General features: G+C 65.5%; 12 protein-coding genes. 3 read left to right on the top strand and 9 right to left on the bottom strand.

The features are described 5' to 3' along the window. Positions 1–813: 813 nt before the first annotated feature. The 3 genes from AB0J78_RS32180 to AB0J78_RS32190 all read right to left on the bottom strand — a co-directional run bounded on the left by AB0J78_RS32180 (position 814) and on the right by AB0J78_RS32190 (position 2,234). Positions 814–1,269: a hypothetical protein gene (locus AB0J78_RS32180; protein WP_363795630.1), complete on the bottom strand. Its 456-nt coding sequence runs from the start codon at positions 1,267–1,269 to the stop codon at positions 814–816. A 41-nt stretch (positions 1,270–1,310) separates the two neighbouring features. Continuing rightward, on the bottom strand, positions 1,311–1,553 hold the full coding sequence (locus AB0J78_RS32185; protein WP_363795632.1) for a hypothetical protein: 243 nt from the start codon (positions 1,551–1,553) through the stop codon (positions 1,311–1,313). A gap of 150 nt (positions 1,554–1,703) precedes the next feature. Continuing rightward, a complete protein-coding gene (locus AB0J78_RS32190) occupies positions 1,704–2,234 on the bottom strand; it encodes a hypothetical protein (RefSeq protein WP_363795634.1) in 531 nt (176 codons plus the stop codon). Positions 2,235–3,092: 858 nt separating this feature from the next. Between AB0J78_RS32190 and AB0J78_RS32195 the strand changes: the two genes are divergently transcribed. Beyond that, positions 3,093–4,175 (top strand): hypothetical protein, encoded by a 1,083-nt coding sequence (locus tag AB0J78_RS32195; RefSeq protein ID WP_363795636.1) that lies wholly within the window; start codon positions 3,093–3,095, stop codon positions 4,173–4,175. A gap of 358 nt (positions 4,176–4,533) precedes the next feature. Further along, positions 4,534–9,627 (top strand): MobF family relaxase, encoded by a 5,094-nt coding sequence (gene mobF, locus AB0J78_RS32200; RefSeq protein ID WP_363795638.1) that lies wholly within the window; start codon positions 4,534–4,536, stop codon positions 9,625–9,627. 262 nt (positions 9,628–9,889) lie between these two features. Here the strand turns inward: mobF and AB0J78_RS32205 are convergent, their stop codons facing one another. The 5 genes from AB0J78_RS32205 to AB0J78_RS32225 form a co-directional block, all read right to left on the bottom strand. Continuing rightward, positions 9,890–10,894, bottom strand: a complete 1,005-nt coding sequence (locus tag AB0J78_RS32205; RefSeq protein ID WP_363795640.1) for an ABC transporter permease — start codon at positions 10,892–10,894, stop codon at positions 9,890–9,892. A 7-nt stretch (positions 10,895–10,901) separates the two neighbouring features. Then, entirely contained in the window at positions 10,902–12,422 is a 1,521-nt protein-coding gene (locus tag AB0J78_RS32210) for a sugar ABC transporter ATP-binding protein (protein WP_363795642.1), read from the bottom strand. Then, on the bottom strand, positions 12,419–13,438 hold the full coding sequence (locus AB0J78_RS32215) for an ABC transporter permease (RefSeq protein WP_363795644.1): 1,020 nt from the start codon (positions 13,436–13,438) through the stop codon (positions 12,419–12,421). The genes AB0J78_RS32210 and AB0J78_RS32215 overlap by 4 nt, the downstream gene beginning before the upstream one ends. Positions 13,439–13,447: 9 nt before the next feature. Continuing rightward, positions 13,448–14,515 carry a sugar ABC transporter substrate-binding protein gene (locus AB0J78_RS32220; protein ID WP_363795646.1) on the bottom strand — a complete coding sequence of 356 codons (1,068 nt, stop codon included), beginning with the start codon at positions 14,513–14,515 and terminating at the stop codon, positions 13,448–13,450. 480 nt (positions 14,516–14,995) lie between these two features. Beyond that, on the bottom strand, positions 14,996–15,412 hold the full coding sequence (locus tag AB0J78_RS32225; protein WP_363795648.1) for a MaoC/PaaZ C-terminal domain-containing protein: 417 nt from the start codon (positions 15,410–15,412) through the stop codon (positions 14,996–14,998). Between the two features lie 371 nt (positions 15,413–15,783). Here AB0J78_RS32225 and AB0J78_RS32230 point away from each other — a divergent pair, with 371 nt between their 5' ends. Further along, positions 15,784–16,896: a Zn-dependent alcohol dehydrogenase gene (locus AB0J78_RS32230; RefSeq protein WP_363795650.1), complete on the top strand. Its 1,113-nt coding sequence runs from the start codon at positions 15,784–15,786 to the stop codon at positions 16,894–16,896. A 502-nt stretch (positions 16,897–17,398) separates the two neighbouring features. Here the strand turns inward: AB0J78_RS32230 and AB0J78_RS32235 are convergent. Beyond that, positions 17,399–17,986: electron transfer flavoprotein subunit alpha/FixB family protein (locus tag AB0J78_RS32235; protein ID WP_363795652.1), on the bottom strand; the 588-nt coding region annotated here is incomplete at its 5' end.

Raw genomic sequence — 17,986 nt, forward strand, 5'->3', positions numbered from 1 at the left:
GATCTCTCGGGGCAGGTCCTGACCTCGGCAATCGCGCCCGGGTCATTTGAAGCCCTGGGCGGCCCCTCGGGCGGACATGGTTGCCCCAATGCACCTGTCCGCGGTTGGGCCGTCGCGACCTCGGCCGTCCTCGACGCCGCGATCAGCCACGGCCGCGGTGCTGCCGTTCACGGCTTGAAATCGCGGGCGACCCCGGCAGCCGACACGGACTCGTCACAGACAGCGATGATCTTGCCACCGGCGGTGAGGTTTGATTCAGTGGGTGGACCAATTCTCGTCACACAGACCGCGCCGACGCGTCCATCAGACATTCCTCGCCGATCGCGACGACGGAACGCTGTCGGCGAGGTCTTTGACGGACGCAGAAGCGGAGAAGACCAGTGTCATACGAACCGGAGCGACGTCGGGCGAACTGGCCGTGGTTGGTCGGCGGCGTCCTGATCGTGTTGATCATCCTCGGCTACCTCGCGAGCAAGCAGTCCAACACCCCGACGACCCCGACGACTCCGACGACCTCTGCCCGGCCCACCGAGACCGCCCCTGTGGTACCCGGTGCGCCCGGCACGAACACCCAACCAACCCACAGCGAAACGACTGCACCAAGCCCGTCATCGCAGTCAACGGCGCCGCTGTCGGCATCGACGCAACCATGACCCCTCACCGGTGGTGAGGGGTCATGGTTGCGGGTCGCGGCCAATGGTGCGCCCAGCGGCAGCGGCAGCACCAACCATTGCGCGTGGCCTCCAAGCCGTCACCCGCTCGTTCTGACCTCTGGACGGTCTTGGTCCTCGTCCCCGGTGGTGGCGAGCCGGTTCAGGTCATCGTGGACGCTCCGCACATGGTCAGTTCCGCCACGAAGTAGTTGTCCGGTGCTAGGCACAGAGTTGACCAGTCCTCGGTGTAATCCTTTTGGTGCAAGGGGTCTTCAGCCTCTCCGTTGGCAAGAATCCCTACATCCGGCGACTGGTCAAATTCGCAGGTGAGCGGGCCGACATGGCCAATCTCACCGCGCGACGAGACGAACCGTTCGCACCGTCGTGACCACTTCGCCGGCAGCAAGCGAGGCGCCGGGCAAGCCGAGCTTGAATTCGTTTCCAACGCGTGGTCCAGCCGAGTGCGGGAGGACGAGGCGGACCGGCGACGGCGGATCGTCAGCATCACCGACGAGATGCTGCCCGCGATCGACGGCTGGCTGACCCGCGGCGCCGACGCATAGCGCAACGCGCTCGCGCCGCAGACGCCCGAGCAGCGGCGGATGTTCATCGACACCCTGCACCCCTACGAGCTCGGCGTCGCCGGCAAGTCTGACGTCAGACCTGGAGAGCCGCCCAAGGGTCCACCGGGACGACCCTGGTGCTCCGGCCCTCGTCGTCGAGGATCCGGCCGTGGACCTTGGACGTGCGCAGGACCAGCTTCCGGTCCACCACCTTGGCATCGGGGTGGTCATGGGCGATCCGGATCAGCAGTTCGTCCAGGTGTCTCCGCGAGCGCAGGCCCACGAGCAGGCCCAGGTTCGCCGAGCTCGCGATCGGCCGAGCAGAGGCGCGGGTCACTGACCCCGACACCCCGCAGCCCGCTCCCGGTGGCCGGGCACGCTTCCCCGGTGCCCGGCCACCGGTCCACCGCCACACGGCCCAAGCCGGACGTGCGCGACCCACACAGCGATACCGACGAACGACCTGGCCCCTCCGACGGGTCCGGCCTTACTCCGTGTCGCGCTGTCCGTCCTGCCGCACCACGTCGTGATCCAGAATCGTCGGGTGTGGCACAACGGCCCTTATCGACGTATCCGGCGCACCGGTGTTGTACTGCTCAGCCGCGTCCCCACCCGTACCGGGCTCCTGCTCGCCGGTGGCGCGCGCCCGGCTTGAGTCTTGGTTCACGGCGCCGGTGCGGCCGGTATTGATCAACCGCCGGGCTTCTTTCTCGCTGCGCAGCTCCAGGAGCTCGGCGACCTGTGCGGCGCTGCGCCCGCCGTGTTCGTGGATCGCCCATGCCGCCGCAGCCTGCCGCGCGTGCTCACCCGCGACCCGCTCCGTAGATTCCGCGTGGGCCTGGTCGATCTTGCGGTGCAGAACGGCCACCTTGTCCTCCAAGGCGGCCTGTTCGGCCGCGATGACCACCCCCGCGTCGACGAACTCAACGAGGTTGTCCTCCACCAACTGCTCGCGCTTCTTCTGCTCGGCCAGCTGCTCGGCATTGCGCTGTCGTGCTCGTTCCAGGTTCTGGCTCACCCGCGTCGACCGACGCAGCCTGCGGCCCCCGCGGGGTGTTGATGCGCTCATCCCGTTCCCCCTCCATCGGATTCGCTTGGCTTCTTCCGACGGTAGGTAGCGGGAGCGGCGATCCGTCCCGACACGCCCGGGTCCACGCCGTCAGCGGCAGAAGGGGCGGAATGCAGTGCGGGGGTGTCCGGCCGTGGCCTGGGCACCCCCGCATGCCGAGTGCGTTAGCCCAAAGGGCTAACCACCACACAGTGGTGGCTCCGCCAAGACCACACCCGACAACCATCCGGCGTGCACGAAGGCCCACTGAAAAGCCCATCCCGCCGGACGCGTGATCAGTGTAGACACCTGGGACCGTCGGCCGAGCCGGTTGACGGAAACGCGGTCGTGCCCGGCCAACCTCTGAACGAGCGGTCGGGCTGCGATGCCACGCCTCCGGTATTCCGGCTTCCGGGAGCAGCTGGTTGGCTTTCCCGGCGTTTCGACGGCCGGATTGTCTCGGCGTTTGGACCCACCGGGTCAAGGGCACCCCGGGATGCGCACACAATTATTCTCCGCAAGCTCCGAAGAATTGTGCACCCATCCCGGGGACCCCACCCTTGACTCGGCGACCCCAAACGGAGTGATGGCCTTTATCGAAACGACGGCGAAAACCAACCAGCTTCGCATAGTCGTCCAGAACTTATCCGCAGGTCACAGCCTTCTCCTTCGCATTCGACAATGCACACGATAACCACCCGAAAGCACCATCGGGACAATCACTTTCTCCCTGCATTTATTGCCCCATTTTAGATAGACTGGTAGTGCACCACCCGGGAACCGCCAATCCCGGATCTACTGCACGAAAACCAACTGATGGGGTCTTTCATGTCGCATTCTGTGACGATTTCCGATTCTGTCGCCTCGGTGGCCGCACTGCTGCGCACCGGTGACCTGCACGCCGCCCGTGAACAGTGGGACGTGACGCTGGCCAGCGCCGACGAGGTCGAAACCGCCGCACTCCTGGAGTGCGGGCGCATCCTCACCTGCTACCCGCGTACCGCCACCGCACACCTGCGCGCCGCCTGGAACCGTGCCACCGACCCGCGCATCCGCGCCGTCATCGAAGCCTGCGCTCCCCGCCCAGACGACCAGCCCGCCCCCGCACCCGGAAGCGAATCCGAGCAGGAGTCCCCGCGCTGGGATCGCCACGCCATCGAGCGCGCCCGCGCCACCCGACGCACCGCCGAGCCAGTCAGCACCGACAACGACCCACAGCGCCGCCGCGACCGCCGCCAGCAGCAACAGGCCGCCCAATCCCTCACCGCGCACCTGGCCTACACCGCCGACAACCCCACCACCACCGAACCGGAACCCGCCACCGGTGGGCACCCCGGGCACGCTGTCGATTACGACCGCATGGCCATCAACCCCGTTGCCCAGGACCGGGAACGACGCGACCCACGCCGCACCCCCGTGCGCGGCAACGGGCGCCCCTGCGTGGCGCTGGGGTGCCACGTCGAGCCCAGCCGCGCCGACGCAAGCGAGCACTCAGACGGGTTGTGCGGCGAGTGCCGCGACGCCGGACGCCCCGGCATCCAGGCGCCCGACGACGCCACCCACGAGCAGGCAATCGAAGCTCTCTGCGCCTACATCTGGGATAACTACCCGGCCGCGCTGGACCACCTCCGCCGCGAATGGGCCCGCTGCAGCAGCGACGCCGACCGGGCCACGGTCGCCGCGTGGGTCAAGGCCAACGTCCCCGAGCCCCCGGCCCAGCCGGTCAGCGTTCCGGAGTTGGCCACGTGTGCGACCTGCGCCGCCGAGCGCGGGCCGCGTGATCTGCGCCAGCAGCCCGCCGACGACGGGCAATGCGCCAGCTGCCGTGCTCTCGACGGCGCCGCGCCCGAGCGGATGATCATCCTGGCCACTGTGGAGACCGTTCCCGAGCCGGAGCTCATCGCCGCCTGACCTGACCACCACTCCACCAGAGACCCCCGGTCGTGACCGGGGGTCTCTTTTGTGCGCGCTTTCTCGGCCTACGCCTCCGGCCGCCAGTGCCGACGCGCCACGTTCCGGACTTGGCAGCCGTGTTCCCGTGCCCCGTCGCGACACGGTCGCGCCGTTGCTGCCGGTCGCCTTTCGGCCGGCATCTCACCGTGCGACCGTGCCGGCGCCCGTTGGCCGGCCCTCTCGCCTGGCACACAGCACCTCTTGCACTTGAAGTGCTCCCCGGAACTGTATCGATTTCGTCTGCGACGGAAACCCGTCGAACCCGGCCTAGCGTGAAAACCACTTCGTGCAAGCGAAATCCACTGTGGGGGGCGTTGTGATCGGTGTGCGCAAGATGTCGCCCAGCGGTCACGAATACCTGACCGGCAGCGTCGCCTGCGGAGACCGCGAGCTTGACCTGGGCGAGTCGCTGTCGGACTACTACACCGCTCACGGCTACCCGTCCGGTCAGTGGTTCGGCCGCGGCGCGGCCGAGTTGGGCATGGACGGTGAGGTGACCGCTGCGCAGATGAACGCCCTGTTCGGCGAGGGACGCCATCCGGATGCCGACAGGATCGAAGCCGAGCTCATCGCCGCTGGGACCTCGCCCGAGGAGGCTCTGGCGGCGACGAAGCTCGGGCGCCGGTTCCCGCAGCACAGTGAGATCGACGCCCTGCGCAGCCGTGTCATCGACGCCTACAAAGCCCACAACCTCGAACACGACCGACCCGTCGGCGCTCCCATCGACGAGGCCACCCGCGCCCGGATCCGTCACGACGTGCAGGCACAGGCCTACTCCGACGCCCACGACGGGGCACAGCCCTCCGACAGCGAGTTGAAGAAGTGGCTGGTCGAGCAGAAACAGAAAATGAAGAATGCCACCAGCGGCTACGAGCTCGTCTTCGCCCCACCCAAATCGGTATCGGTCGCCTGGGCACTGTCCGATGAGGCCACCCATGAACAGATCGTGGACTTACACCGCCAGGCTGTGCGGGACACGTTGCAGTACTTCGAAGACAACGTCGCCCACACCCGCAAAGGTGCCGGCGGCTACGCCCAATACGACGTGCAGGGCATGACCGCCGCCTGCTTCGAACACTGGGACTCCCGCGCCGGGGACCCGCACCTGCACACCCACGTGCCCATCAGCGCCAAAGTCCAAGGCCCCGACGGGACCTGGACCAGCCTGGACGGACGCACCGTGCTCGCCGCCGCGGTCACGACCTCGGAGTTCTACAACAGCCGTCTGCGGGATCTGTTCCGCCAGCACGGGGCGTCGTGGAGTGAGAAACCCAGCGGCGGGATCGACCTCAAACGCCCCGTCTGGGAACTCAACGGCATCCCTGCCGAGCTTCTCTCCGGGTTCTCCCAACGCGCCTCAGCCGTGGAGCAGGAACGGGCCCGAGCCATCGTGGAGTTCCGCGGTACCCATGGCCGTGAACCGTCGCCGAAGGACATCCTGGAAATCGGCCGCCGCGCCCAGTACGGCACCCGAGCCGCCAAGCAAGCACCCCGCACCCTGAACCAGCACCTGCAGCGCTGGCGCGGTCAAGCACTCGAGATGGTCGACGACGGCCTCGTCGCGAACCTCGGTCAGCGGGTCTTCGGTGGCAAGCCCGAAGCAGTAGCGGAGGTGGATGTCACCGACCTCGCCGCCCGCACCGTGGCCACCGTCTCCGACCACCACAGCCACTTCAACATCTGGAACCTCGAAGCCGAAGCGCACCGCCAGTCCGCGCACCTCCGCGTCCCCGACAACACCCGCAGTCAGGTCGTTAGCCAGATCGTGGACGCCGTCCTGCACGACCCGGACACCGTCGGGCTCCAGGCACCCTCACTCGTTGACGAACCTGCCGAGCTCCGCCGGTCCAACGGGGAGAGCGTGCTCGTCGAGCACAACGCTCAGCGCTTCACCACCCACCGCACCCTGCGGGAAGAATCCGCCCTCGCCGCCTGGGGACGCCGCCACGACGGCACCCGCATCACCGACACCGCCGTCCAGCAAGCACTCCAGGGCACGACACTCAACGACGGTCAGGCTCGCGCGGTGCGCGAGTTCGCCACCTCCGGGCGGCGCGTGCAGCTGCTCTACGCACCGGCCGGGGCAGGCAAGACCACGACGATGCGGGTATTCGCCGACGCCTGGCGCGCCGAGGCAGGCAACGTGTATGCGTTCGGGCCCAGCGCGCGTGCCGCGCAGGAACTCGGCAACTCTCTCGGCGCCCGCCCGCACACGCTGCATCAGGTCACCACTGCACAGAAGTTCGCGGTCGCCGAGCGGGCCTTCCCGTTTGCCCGCGGTGACGTGCTCATCGTGGATGAGGCCGCGATGGCCGGCACCCACACCCTCCACGACGTCATCCGCTACGCCCTCAACAAGGGCGCCGATGTGCGCCTGGTCGGCGACGACCGCCAGCTCACCGCGGTGGAGGCCGGTGGGGCGGTGCGCTGGTTCGCCCACCGCAACGGAGCCCTGCGCCTCAAAGAGGTCGTGCGTTTCGCCGACCCCGAGCAAGCCAAAGCATCCCTGAAACTGCACGCCGCCGACCCCGAGGGCCTCGACTACTACTTCGACCGAGGCTGGGTGCACGAGGGCAGCCGGGAAACCATGCGTGATGCCGCGCACCGAGCGTGGCGCGCCGACCTCGACGCCGGGCGCCCCTCTCTGTTGATCGTGCCCGCCAACGACGACGTCACCGCCCTCAACCACCAAGCGCGCCAACTGCGCCTCCAGCGCGGCGACGTCGACCAGGCTGGATGCACAGTCCAGTTGCACGACGGCACCCAGGCCAGCACGGGCGATCTCGTCGTCACCCGCAGCAACGACCGCCTCACCACCCTGTTCGGCGGCAAAGACTTCGTCAAAAACGGCGACACCTGGACCGTCCGCGCCGTCACCCGCACCGGCGGACTCACACTCCGCCACCACGACAGCCGCGGCACCGTGACGCTGCCCGCCCACTACGTCGCCGAGCACGTCGAACTCGCCTACGCCACCACCGGCAACCGCTCACAAGGCATGTCCATCCACGGCAACTCGCACAACCTCGTCACCCACGGACTCTCCCGCGAGCAGCTCTACACCCAGATGACCCGCGCCGAATACGGCAACCACACCTACGTGGAAACACGCCAGCACACCATCGACTCTCACCAGGAAACCCCACCCGAGACCACCGGCCGCGGAGTCCTGGAAGCCGCGCTCAGGCGCTCCTCGGCCGAAACCTCGGCCACCGAGGAACTCCGCGCCTCGCTCCAGCGCGCCGAGTCGCTACGCACCCTGGTGGGGCACCACGACTTCGTCGCGCACCTGCACACCGACAACCGCATCGAATCCGTGCTCACCGACCACGCGCCCCACCTCCTCGACCTGCCCGCAGCACCCGCCCTGCGCCAGACCGTGCGCACCGCCGAAGACCTCGGCTGGCAACCCGAACACCTCATCCCCACAGCCCTCAACCAAGGCCCACTCACCGACACCGACGATCCCGCCGGCGTCCTGCAATGGCGCATCGCCCAACACCTGCTCCACGACACGCCACCACCCCGCCTCGCCTCACCCACACAGCAACAAATCAACCAGTGGCGCAGCATCGTCGAACACCACGACCCCACCGCTGATGTCGAACAGCCCACGTGGGACCAGGTCTGGAAACTCGCCGCCGCTGGTGTGGACGAGGGCCTGAACGGCGAAACCGCGGTCACCACCGGAGCCCAGCACCTCGCCCAACGACCCGCCGCCGACCCCATGGACGCTCACCGCTACACCGCCGAGACCGTCGCCGCGGCGTTGGCCGAGCAACGCGCCAACGGCGAAGGCTGGAACCCCGTGCTGCCGTGGATGGCACGGCCCGAACACCGCACCCTCAGCACCGACATGTCCGACTACCTCCAGCGGCTCGAAACCGCGATCCAGGCCCGCCACACCGAACTCCGAGCACAGGTCACCGCCGATCCACCTGCCTGGACCGCTGCACTCGGCCCCAGACCCGACGACCGCGACGCCGCCGAGCGCTGGGACACCCTCGCCGGACTCGCCGCCGCCTACCGCGACACCTACGACATCACCAGCAACGACCCCGCACACCCCCTCGGCCCCCAGCCCGAGGGCCACGGTCTGCGGGCCCGCGCCTACGCCGACCTCATCGGCCAATGGGAACCGCCCGCCGAACACACCAGTGCAGAACCGCTCAGCAGCGCGCAGGAGGACGCACTCGAACGGCTCCGTACCGACGTCGACGTCGACGAACTGCTGAGCACCTTCGCCGAACCCCTGCACCACCACGCCACCGAATCACTGTCGGTGCTCGTCGCGCAGCATCGCGATGTCAGTCGCCAACTGCTCGACCACGTCGCGCACCAGGCGCTGTCAGAACATGCCCCACACGCGCTCGGCCAACCCGCAGAACCAGCGCTGCTGGCCACCCTGCGGCGCGCCGAAGCACACGGCTGGCAACCCGACCGGCTCATCGCCCGCGCCGCCACCACCAGCGGCCACGACCACAGCACCGATCCCGCGGCCGTTTTGCGGTGGCGCATCGAATCCCACCTCGCCGACCACCAACCACCCGCCCGCGTCGCCGAACCCACCCCACACCAACTCGACCGGTGGCAAGCCATCGTCACCCAACACGCGCCCCACACCGAGATCACCGACGACTGGCAACTGGTCTGGCGCCACGCCGCCGCCAGCGCCGCCGAAGGACTCAACACCGACGCCGCACTCACCTCAGCCGCCCACCAGCTCGCCCAACGGCCCACCCACGACCCCATGGACGCCCACCGCTACACCGCCCAAACCCTCGTCAACCACCTCGCCCACCAACGCGACACCCGCACCAGCCAGCACCCCGCCCTGCCCTGGGTCACCAGCCCACACCGCACCCTGCACACCGCCCAACCCGAACTCGGCGACCGGCTCGACGAACTCACCACCGCCATCCACACCCGCCTCACCGAACTCCGCGACCACCTCGCCGCCGACCCACCCGAATGGGCCTCCACCCTCGGCCCCAGGCCGCAAGGATCCGCCGCCGCTGAATCCTGGGACGCCCTCGTGGGCCTCGCCGCCGCCTACCGCGAGACCTACCGCATCCACACCACCAACCCCAACGTGCCACTGGGCCCCGAGCCCAGCGGCCCCACCGCCAAAGCCGACGCCTGGCGGGATCTCACCGAGAAATGGAGCACCATCATGACCAACCCGAACCAGCACTTCCAGCGCGACGACACCCTCGAACGCATCGAAGCCCTACGCGACCAGATTTTGGAATCCCACGAAGACCACCACGACGAAAACACCGAACAGCGCGCCGACTACCGCGACGACGACCTAGCCCGCCGTGCTAGCGAACACCAGCACGATGACGAACACTACGGACACGACGACCACGAACTCGACCAGGGAAGCGGATCCCATATGGGACTCTGACCGCACCCACCCCACCAAAGAAGTCCCGCCGCCCCAAGAATCGGGTCGGCGGGACTTGGACTCCCGCTGGTCCGGTGGCTGACAGCCGCCCCTGATTCGACGGTGGCCTGCTGTAGACCTCCACGCCTTCGGCACCCAGGGCAGCTACAATCCGTCCGTCACATCCGTAGACTGTAGCTCAGATCGAACCAGATAAACCCTTCATCGGCCCCTCCCAAGCGGCCGGGATCCACGAAGCCACTTGCACCGTGAGACAAGGGATCTATTTGATGACAGATAGTCGGGTCCGGTCGAGTGTGAGCGCCACGGCGACGATGATGATGGCGCCGTAGATGATCTGTTGCGTCTTGGGATCGACATCGGCGACCGTGGTACCGATTCGGAGAACCGTCAGAATCACCGCACCGATGAGCACGTTCAGCGGATGGCCCACTCCCCCGGTGAGGACACAGCCTCCGACGATGACCGCCGCGATTGTCGGGAGAAGGAGCTCATCAGCAAGCCCGGGTGCTGCACTGTACTGCTTAGCGGTGAGGATGACGCCTGCGATGCCTGCGAATGTGCCGGACCAGGCGAAGGCAAGGACCTTCACTCCTCGAGTGGCCATTCCGGACATCAGGGCAGCCTTCTCGTTTCGACCGATGGAGAAGAACCACGACCCGACCACGGTGCACTTGAGCGCCAACCAAGCAACGATCGTCAACAGCATGCCGGCCCACACCGCCAGGGGCAGGCCGAGAACGGTGTACCCGACGAGCCAGCCGATCGGGCCTAGGTGCTGAGTGACGGAGATCGTTGAGGCGTCGGATACAAGCAGCGCCAGCGCTTGCCACACACCGAGGGCACCAAGACTGACGATAAACGAGGGCACTTGCGTGTAGGCGGCTACCATCCCAACGATGGCACCGCCCAGCGTCAGCACCACGATCGCAAGCACCGGGGCAAGCGGGCCCAAGGGTGCCAACGCGGTGGCAAGCAGCACCGAGGCAAATGTGCTCGCGGCGGCGATGGACAAGTCGATACCGCCGACCAGCACCACGGCCATCTGGCCTAGTGCCAAAAGCAGGATGGGCAGGGCCTCTTCGACAAGGACTTGAAGGCTGGTTGCGCTGAGGAAAGCCGGTTGCGCGAAGGACACTGCAGCCACCAGCACCAGCAGCATGACACTCGGCGCGATCTGCCGAGTCAGCGCACGGACATCACGGCTACTCTTGTTCAACGACGCGTGGTCGACCGATTCGGTATCCGGTGTTGTTGTCGTGGTCATCGCAGCCTCACACCATCCTCTCGAGGAGATCGACCGGTCGCGGTTTATCCTCGTCTTCACAGCTGAAGCGGCCGGTTACGGCGCCATCTCGCAGGACGATGATCGTGTGACTAAGCCCGATGGCCTCCTCCAAGCTGTCAGCCAACAGCAGCACCGCCATTCCAGAGGCGCACAGTTCCCGGATCAGGCCGTAGACGTCTTCCTTCGCCCCGGGGTCCAATCCTCGCGTCGGATGGTCCAGGATGAGCAGTGTCAGGTCACCGGACACCAGCCACTTACCGAGCACCACCTTCTGCTGATTCCCGCCGGAAAGCCGAGCAATATCGGCCCCGGGTTTCGGCGGCCGCACCTTGAGCCGCTCGATCCAGCTCCAGGCGATCGCACTCTGCTTCCGAGGCCTCAAGAACGGGCCAGAACGCACTACGAAGTTGTGCGCGAGAGTCAGGTTCTCCGCAACAGTTGCCCCGCCGATCACGCCCTCGGAATGCCTGTCCGACGGGACGTAGCCGATGCCCGATCGCACTGCCGATCGCGGACCGCTACCTCGCAAGAGCTTGCCATCGAGAACAGCCCTGCCACTGTCGAGCTCGGCGGCACCGAACACGGCACGGCTGAGTTCTTCGCAGCCGGATCCATTGGTTCCCACGAGTGCGAGCACTTCGCCCTCGTGCACGGTGAACGACACGTCCGAGAATGCCCCCTGCCGGGTCAAGCCCTCGGCTTCGAGCACAGGCGATTCCACGTCGAAAGGCAACCGGTCGGCTTCTCTGAAGTACTCGGTCGTCGATGCGCGGCCTACCATCAACTCGAAGAGCTCATCCTCGCGCACATCGGAAGTGTTCCGCTGAGCGACGATGCGTCCGGCGCGCAAGACGTAAACACGGTCACAGAATCTGAGCACCTCGTCCAACCGGTGCGATACGAAGATCACCGCCCCCAGCTCACGAAGGCGGTTCACTTCCTCTTCAAGCACCTCGACGTCGTCGCTCTCGAGCACGGACGTCGGCTCGTCGAGCACAATCAATGGTGCGGCGTCGGCAGTTTCGACCCTTCCGACCGCTTTTGCGATCTCGATCATCTGGCGCTCAGCGAAGGACAAACGTTCTACCGGCAGGCTGGGGTCCACCTCGCAGCCCACTCTGCGCAACACACCTTCGGCCTTCCTCCGCAGTTCACGCCACCGGTAGAAGCCCCCGACCACGGCGTCTCCCTCATGGCCGAGCAGCACGTTCTCCGCCACCGAAAGATTAGGAACCAGCGACTGCTCTTGGTGCACCACGCCCACGCCGAACTCCGCCGCTTGACGCGGGTTCGTCGGTCGACGAACTATTCCGTTCAGCCGCATCTCGCCGCCATCCGGGGAATGCACACCAGCGAGAACCTTCAACAGGGTGGACTTGCCGGCACCGTTCTCACCGATGAGGCCGATCACCTCACCGCGGTCTATGTCCATACATACACCGTCGAGCGCGGTGAAGGATCCAAACCTCTTGGTGACGCCGCGAAGCTGCAAAACAGTGTCGTTCATTTCACGATCCTCAATCTGCTGCGGGCCCGCCAGCCTGTGGCAGCGACGGCGATGATGATCACAACTCCCTGAATCGCTTGCTGCACGTACGGACTCACTCCGGCCAGCACGAGACCATTGCCCAAGACGGTCAGCAGGCCCACACCGACCACCGACTGCAGAACGCCGCCACGCCCGCCACTGAGCAGGGTCCCGCCGAGAACAACCGCGGAGATCGTGGTGAACAACTGGCCGGTGCCGACGTCAACACTTCCAACTCCCAACCGCGCACACCCCAGAACCCCGGCCAGCCCCGTGCACAGCCCGGCCAGCACGAAAACCCCCGTTTTGTACCGGTCGATCGGCACAGAGCCCAACCTCACGACCGACTCGTCACCCCCGATGGCGTAGGCATACCGGCCGAGGCGCGTGGAACGCGAGATCACCGACGCGACCGCGACGACCACACCGGCGATGACGATCGACATCGGAATTCCGAATACTGATCCGGTCAACGAACTGAGCGTCGCGGCATCCGTGATCTGTGGTGTTCCGGCGCCGAAAAGCACTGTTCCGACACCAAGGGCGATCGACCAAGTTCCGAGTGTGACCATGAATGACGGAATCCGCAGCTTGGTGTGAATTAGGCCGTTGGCCAGACCGACGGCCCCACCAGCCAGAACGCCCGCGACAACCGCGGCGTATCCGAAGTCATTGGTGTTGACATCATTGGCCACAAGCAGGACGAACGTCAGCCCGCTAGCCGCCATCGCACCTTCCAACGACAGATCGATGCAACCGAGCACGATCACCAAGCTTGCTCCCGATACCAAGATCAGCGGCAAGGCTGCTTGGTCGAGCAATGCCCGCAAGTTCGCCCCGGTGGCGAAGCCGGGATTGATCGCAGTGAACACGAACAACAAGAACACGAGCGCAAGAACCGGTCCTGCTCCTGTGAGCCTGCGCAGCATGTCCGATCTCTGTCGCGCGGCCTTGCTCTCGCCGCGCTCAGCCGTGATTTCGTCCAACTTGGGCATGTCATCTCCTCACTGGAGAGGACCCGTGTATCGGGCGAATGGCCCCTTGGCCACCTCCGATAACACGGATTCGGGGGCGGGAGGCGCCAGGTGTTCGTCCACATTCGACTTATCGACGGCGAACTCACCCACGTAGTACTCGCGCCTGTCGCGCGGCAAAGAGTTCACATCTATCTCGCCGACAGCAGCCTGGTACGCGGTTGCGATCCCCATCGCTCCGTTGTAGTAGGAATCAGTCGAGAACGTCGCCACGAGCGAGTCGCCGTTCTTGATGGCATGCAACGCTTCGGGCACCGCGTCTGAGGCACTCGCGATCTTCACTTGAGCCTCTCTGCCAGCTTCCTTGACGGCCCGCGCTGCGCCCAAGGCCATGCTGTCGTTGGCCGCCCACACGCCCTTGACCGCATTTCCATGTTTGGTCAGCAAGCTTTGCGTCACTTGGTAGGCCTCGTTGCGCTCCCACTTCGCGGTTTGATCGTCAAGCAAAACCGCACCGGGGTGTTCACCGATCGCACGTTGCAAACCAGCGAACCGTTCCTTCGTGGGCTGGTTATCCAGCGTGCCCTGCAAAGCGACGACCCCACCGGAACCCCCGATGGCCTCCAGGAGCTTGGTGCCCGTCTCATAGCCACTGATCCGCCCATCATATGAGACGTGGGAGACCCAGCTAGGACCAACATCCCACGGATGCTGATCACTCGGCTTGTTCCACTGCGTGACGACGTAGCCCCCCATTGTCCGTACCGATTGAACGATGGCCGGAACGTCTGCAGCAGCGTTCGGATTGATGGTCATCACGACTTTCTTGCCGGAGGCTGCTATCGCCCTGATCTGCGACAGCTGCTTCTGGGAGTCGCCTTCCGAAATGATCGTCTTCAGCGGCAGACCAACTGAGGCGGCGTACCAGCGGGCGCCCTCGATCCACTGCGCTTCATAAGGATTGGTCAAGCTGCGATTGACCGTGACCAACTGGATATCGGACCGCGCCAGCTTCTGCTGCGTCTGATGTGCAGTGGACACGGCCGTGCAGCCGCCTAGCACGAGCATTGCAACGGCGATCAGGGCAAGCGCGGCCAACCGCCGACGAGCCCGACTCGCGCCTCTGCAGAGCGCGCTCACATCACGTCCTGACCTCATCGTCATGGATCGATGCCTCTCTACCCACTCGGCACAGCGGGATGTACCCGGCTGCCGCAATAGTCGTTGCGGCTCGGATGATTCATTCGACCCTAAAAGGAGACTCCGTCTCCACTTGGGCCACTGGCGTACCGTCGAACATCGGTACGCCCCTGCAGCGCGAGGCATCTCAACTTTGAGAGACGCCCGTCACATCAATCTGTAAACGCTTTCTATCAGACGTTCTCGTTCAGGTCAACAGCGGTACGCGCGCCAACATGCAGAGGAAAACGTTTCAGCAAGACGGCGCGGGACTGCCGGCTGGACACCAGCACGGAGCGACGCGATCGAGGATTAAACTCGCCCAACCCTCGGGTCACACATCAGCGCACCCCCTCAACTCATGGAGGCGCGCCACGACCGAAGTACGCCCTCAGCACATCAAATGCACTGCAAGATATGCCGGGCAGCAAGACACACGTCACCTTGAGCGCGGAGCACTCGGACCTCTGCGATCACCCGCTCACGCTCCCGGTCGATCTCCGCCACGGTGTAGCGAATGTTCAGCTCGTCACCGACGAAGACCGGCGCTGGGAAACGCAATCGGTCGTAGCCGTAGGAAACCGACGGCTTGCCGAGTCGCCTCCCGAGCTCCGTTGACGCCGCAGTCGAGAAACCGAGGGCGAGCACTCCATGTGCGATGCGCTTGGCATATCGCGTAGTTTTCATGTACTCGTCATCCACATGCTGCGGCGCGAAATCTCCGGTGAGATCCGCGAAACGATCGATATCATCCGCCGTCACCGTGCGCCAGAGGGTGATCTCGTCCCCTACTGCCACTGAATCAAGTGCAGCCATGCCGTCTCCTTCCCGCAGCGCAGGCAACCGCGCCGCCATGCCCACGGGCTTCAGTAGTAAACGCTTACTCTGCTCCCGCCACCTGCGTCAAGACGAGGACCGCCCAGATGCAAGTCCATCCTGGCAGTTGTAGCTGGTCATACGCCCGATCTCTGCCGAGCCACCTACCCCACCTGGGCACTCTTGCGCTCATGCCGAGGAGCGGGTTATTGTCCGAAAGATCGGCAAACGCTTTCAAGAGCGTCTTTCGACAGCGGCGCCGTTCGTGCTTGAGCTGTGCAATCTCGTTTGGCATTGATCATGTCCTGTCTCGTGCAGGTACGGGTAAGGCATGAGCGCCGTCACGTGCTTGATTCGATAGGGAGAATCACATGCAGGTTCGGGGAGCAGTCGTCAAGGAAGTCGGGCAGCAGTGGTCCGTTGAGGACATGGAGCTGGACGAACCACGGGACAACGAAATCTTGGTCAGGGTTATTGCTTCGGGCGTGTGTCACTCCGACTACCACCTGGTGACCGGAGATCAAGAACAGCCGTTGCCCCTGGTCGGTGGCCACGAGGGAGCGGGGATCGTGGAGGCGGTAGGTCCGGGTGTCACTCGAGTCCGTCCTGGTGACCACATCGCCACCGCATACATCCCTGGTTGCGGACGCTGCGAATGGTGCGCCCGGGGCATGCAATACATCTGCGACACGGGCGCCAACGTCGCCAACGGGATGCTGCTGGACGACACCGCCCGCTTCCACTTGTCAGATGGAAGCGGAATCGGCGCGATGCAACGACTCGGAACCTACGCGAATTGGATGGTCATCTCCGAAGACCAGGCGGTGAAGATCGACGACGATCTACCGTTCGACCGAGCGTGTCTTGTAGCTTGCGGTGTGACCACCGGGTGGGGAACTTCGGTCAACGCTGCCAAAGTCCGTCCCGGCGACACGGTGCTGATCATCGGAACCGGCGGCGTGGGAATGAATGCCGTGCAGGGGGCCAAACTGGCCGGCGCTGCGAACATCTTCGCAGTCGACTCGGAACCGTCGAAGCACGAACTTGCCAAAAGCTTCGGAGCTACGCACACGGCCCGCACCATCGACGAGGCGCTTGACGAGATCCGTCCACTTACCAACGGCCAAGGAGCCGACAGCGCGATCGTGACCATCGGCGTTGCCTCCGACGAGATCATCTCCTCCGCATTCGGTGCGATCCGCAAAGAAGGCACGTGCGTAGTCGTCTCGGTCGGCCTGCAGAAGCCGGGGCTCAGCATCAACCCGTTCGAACTCACCGTGTACGCCAAAACATTGCGCGGCGCGTTGTTCGGTAACAGCAACCCGACTGTCGATATCCCTCGACTGCTGAAGCTGTACCGTAGCGGACACATCAAACTGGACGAGCTGGTCACCAAAACCTACCCGACCGATGGCATCAACGATGCCTACGCCGACATGCTCGAGGGACGCAACATCCGCGGCGTGATCCTGCACGACCACTGACCTCACCACCGGAATTTCACCGCGAATCTCCGGTCAGCGCGTAATAACGCCGTGGCGGACGGGGCTGGTGGCCCATCTGCAAATTCAACGAGATTTCCTCGGCCGCATAGCAGACGCGTTGCCGATCGCGGCCTGTTCGCCTTCGGCATTCTCCTGTCGAGGCTGGTCAAACTCTGCGTGGCGATGGTTGCCCCGGTCGCGTTCGCGACCGGGGCGCCGAAGGCCTTGATAGCGTCGTGAAATTCGTGCCGGTCCAGCGCGTGCCCAACGTATTCGTGCTGCTTCAGATCACGTTGGGACTGGACGGCGCTCCTTCTGGTCTGCGAGGTGATCCGGAAGCCGAACTACGCCGGAGACTTGTCGATCATTTTCCCATGTCTGTTAGGGACCGGGTGGTCTTCGCGCCCGTCAGCCCCACCTCGCGTTGTGGCAAGGCCCGCGATCTGAAACCCCGTTAGGGCGGGCCACCTGAAGTGCGGCCAGCCCAAGTCGGCTAGAGGAGTCAGGCCTTGCGTGTGGTGATCACTTCGGTGAGCTGTGGGGTGACGTTGAACAGGTCTCCGACGACGCCGTAGTCGGCGATCTCGAAGATCGGCGCCTCCGGGTCCTTGTTCACCGCGACGATCGTCTTGGACGTCTGCATGCCCGCCCGGTGCTGGATCGCGCCGGAGATGCCCAGCGCAACGTAGAGCTGCGGCGAGACCGTCTTACCGGTCTGACCGACCTGGAACTGGTGCGGGTAGTAACCCGAGTCCACCGCGGCACGCGAAGCACCGACAGCGGCACCGAGGGTGTCGGCCAGCTTCTCCACGACCTCGAACGACTCGGCCGAACCGACACCACGACCACCGGAGACCACGATGCTGGCCTCGGTGAGCTCCGGGCGGTCGCCGGCCTCGGCCGGCTGCCGACCGGTGATCTTGGCACCGGACGCGGCCGGAACCTCGACCTGCTCGACCGCGGCGGCACCAGTGGCCTGCTCGGCCTCGATGGAACCGGGCAGAACGGTGACCACCGGGGTGCCCTTGGTGACCTTCGCCTTGGCATCAAAGGTGCCACCGAACAGCGAGTGCGACGCCACGCCCTCACC

It is taken from the genome of Saccharopolyspora sp. NPDC049426 (assembly GCF_040676935.1).
GTDB lineage: Bacteria > Actinomycetota > Actinomycetes > Mycobacteriales > Pseudonocardiaceae > Saccharopolyspora.